This is a genomic window from Streptomyces sp. C, assembly GCF_000158895.1.
Lineage (GTDB): Bacteria > Actinomycetota > Actinomycetes > Streptomycetales > Streptomycetaceae > Streptomyces > Streptomyces racemochromogenes.
Genome location: NZ_GG657750.1, coordinates 6554126 through 6557070 on the forward strand (window position 1 = coordinate 6554126; position 2945 = coordinate 6557070).

Sequence of the window (2945 nt, forward strand, 5' to 3'; positions counted from 1 at the left end):
CGGGAGTTTGACGACAGGCCCTAAGGGCCAGAGCCCTCCTCGCCGGATCGGGCCTTGTCCAGGAGCCCTTGGTAGGGGGTCTGGTCCATCGCACCGCGCACCTTGGAGAGGCCGTACCGCTCGATGACCGGCTTGCTGTAGAGGGGATTGTCGGGATCGAAGACGATCTTGTCCCCGGGCGGCGACACGGCCACGTCTATGCGGGACCGGTCACCGCTGGGCACCCGCCACACGGTGATGCGCTGCGGGCCGCGGGCGATGTTGAGGATCTCGCTGCTGTTCGAGATGCCGGACTCGTTCCGGTACTTCGCGTTCTCGGGCTCCTCGGCGCGCCACTTGCCCTCCTCCTTGAGGGTCTTGACGGTCGCCCGGGACTGCTCGTACTCGGAGCCCAGCGTCATCCGGTCCCGGCGGACCACGTACGCCTCGGTCTGGGCCCTGAGGGCTTCGTAGCCGGCCTTGTAGGGATCCTTGATCTCGACGACCACGTCCTGTGCGACTTCTTCCCCGGGGTTCAGCTCGCGGCCCGCCGGAGTGACGAACTCGCCGTCGTAGATCAGCATGTCGGAGGGCGGCCTGCGCTCCGACATGGTGTTCACGGCCCCGCCGTGGACCCAGTAGATGCTTCCGAGGACGTACACCGGAACGCGGCCGTCGTTCCTCACGAACACGTGCACGGTCACGTACATCCGCCCTGTGCCGACCAGGCTCGCCTCCCTGAACTCGGCCCCGCTCGTGATCAGCGGACTCGTCGCGTAGGGCACGTAGACCTGCGCGTACGCCAGGTTGACGCAGGCGAGGAGGGTCGGGACGATCGCCCCGACCGCGATGCGCTGGGGATGGCGCAGGGCCTTCCACGCCCGGGACCTGATGAGCTCGGCGCCGGCCGCCACCGACCCGACGAGGAACACGATCGCGGCCACGGACCAGCCGGTGAAGTGCTCGGCGCGCTGCAGGAGGATGAGCGAGGAGCTGCACAGGAACACGATCACCACTCCGGCCAGCGCGACCGCCCCGGAGTACCGCCGCTCCCGCCTGTGCCAGTAGTCGACGGCGGCCAGCGCGGCAGCCAGCTCGACCAGGGCCGCGGCCAGCACGGAATACCCCGCGATACGCCCGCCGAACGTCAGGGCGTTGCGGCAGTCGATCCAGCCGATCCAGCCGAGCAGGCACGCGGTCGAGAAGAAGCCGGCGAACATCAGGGTGCCGACCGTCCGGCGCCTGACCGTCTGGTCCGGCCAGACGCCGCTGTCGCCGCCGAGCCACCGGACGGGGTGGTCATGGGCCAGCCCGGCACCACGCAGGAATTCCCCGAGCCCCTCACAGGACCGGACCCTGTCCGCGGTCTTGCCGTTGACCGTGACGTTCCGCCAGCCGAGGCCGTCAGGCGGCCCGACGGTCACATCGGGCGTCTTCGCCATGACACCAGCCTGCCGCCCGGTCGGCGAAGGCGCCTCCGGAACGGGGCGCGCCGAACCGGCGTGCGCCCGGGGCGGAACGGGGCGAACCTGGACATGAGACTCGGGTCGAACCCGATCCGCACGGGTTCGGGCCGCTCATCCCCCGTCCCCACAGGAGTCGTCATGCGTACCCGGCTTCCCGGCCTCGTCGCCGCCCTCGTCCTGGCCGCTCTCGGCGTCGCGGCCCCCGCCGCGCAGGCCGCCGCACCCGCTGTCGACGGGCCGACGTGCGTGGCCCACGACGGATCGGTGGAGTACGACTCCGTCTCCGGCCTGTGGATCTGCGTGGGCGGCCGCTACGACGGCGAGTCCATCAACTGACGGCCGCGCCGGAAAGGGCCGAGGGGCTCCCGCGGTCCACCAGCGGCACCTGCCACAATTGACAGCCTTCCACGCAAACGCACGAAGGCAGGCGGGACCGCACAGTGACCATGTCCATCGAAGGCAGGATCGCCGAGGAGCTCGGCGTACGGGAACGGCAGGTCAAGGCCGCCGTCGAGCTGCTCGACGGCGGCTCCACCGTGCCGTTCATCGCGCGCTACCGCAAGGAAGCGACCGAGATGCTCGACGACGCCCAGCTGCGCACCCTGGAGGAGCGGCTGCGGTACCTGCGCGAGCTGGAGGACCGCCGCTCCGCGATCCTCGACTCCGTACGCGAGCAGGGCAAGCTCGACGCGGAGCTGGAGGCCCGGATCGCCGCGGCCGACACCAAGGCCCGGCTGGAGGACATCTACCTCCCCTTCAAGCCCAAGCGCCGCACCAAGGCCCAGATCGCCCGCGAGGCCGGCCTGGAGCCCCTCGCCGAAGGCCTGCTCGCCGACCCCTCCGCCGAACCCGCGGCCGCCGCGGCCGCGTTCGTCGACGCCGGCAAGGGCGTCGCCGACCCGGCCGCCGCCCTGGAGGGCGCCCGCGCCATCCTCACCGAGAAGTTCGCCGAGGACGCCGACCTGATCGGCGACCTCCGCGAGCGCATGTGGGGCCGCGGCCGGCTCGCCGCGAAGGTCCGCGAGGGCAAGGAGGAGGCGGGCGCCAAGTTCTCCGACTACTTCGACTTCGCCGAGCCCTTCACCGCCCTCCCCTCGCACCGCGTCCTCGCCATGCTGCGCGGCGAGAAGGAGGACGTCCTCTCCCTGGACCTGGAGCCCGAGGAGCCTTCCGACACCCCCGGCCCCTCCACCTACGAGGGCGTCATCGCCCGCCGCTTCGGCATCGCCGACCGCGGCCGCCCAAAAAGACAAGTGGCTCGCCGACACCGTCCGCTGGGCCTGGCGCACCAAGATCCAGGTGCACCTCGGCATCGACCTGCGGTCCCGGCTGCGCGCCGCCGCCGAGGACGAGGCCGTACGGGTCTTCGCCGCCAACCTGCGCGACCTGCTGCTCGCCGCCCCCGCCGGCACGCGTGCCACGCTCGGCCTGGACCCGGGCTTCCGCACCGGCGTCAAGGTGGCCGTCGTCGACGCGACCGGCAAGGTCGTCGCCACCGAC

The 2945-nt window shown here is 71.6% G+C and carries 2 protein-coding genes and 1 pseudogene; 2 read left to right on the top strand and 1 reads right to left on the bottom strand.

The window, feature by feature from the left end; genetic code table 11:
• Nucleotides 1-20 precede the first annotated feature (20 nt).
• Nucleotides 21-1421 (bottom strand): hypothetical protein, encoded by a 1401-nt coding sequence (locus tag SSNG_RS29415; RefSeq protein WP_007267575.1) that lies wholly within the window; start codon nucleotides 1419-1421, stop codon nucleotides 21-23.
• A gap of 162 nt (nucleotides 1422-1583) precedes the next feature.
• Between SSNG_RS29415 and SSNG_RS29420 the strand changes: the two genes are divergently transcribed.
• A complete protein-coding gene (locus SSNG_RS29420; protein WP_042802220.1) occupies nucleotides 1584-1781 on the top strand; it encodes a hypothetical protein in 198 nt (65 codons plus the stop codon).
• Between the two features lie 104 nt (nucleotides 1782-1885).
• Nucleotides 1886-2945: pseudogene (locus SSNG_RS29425) on the top strand (Tex-like N-terminal domain-containing protein); the annotation flags it as partial.

What these genes read in the sequence shown, in the direction of transcription:
- SSNG_RS29420 (WP_042802220.1), top strand. Translation starts at nt 1,584, where the DNA reads ATGCGTACCCGGCTTCCCGGCCTCGTCGCCGCCCTCGTCCTGGCCGCT.
- SSNG_RS29415 (WP_007267575.1), bottom strand. Translation starts at nt 1,421, where the DNA reads ATGGCGAAGACGCCCGATGTGACCGTCGGGCCGCCTGACGGCCTCGGC.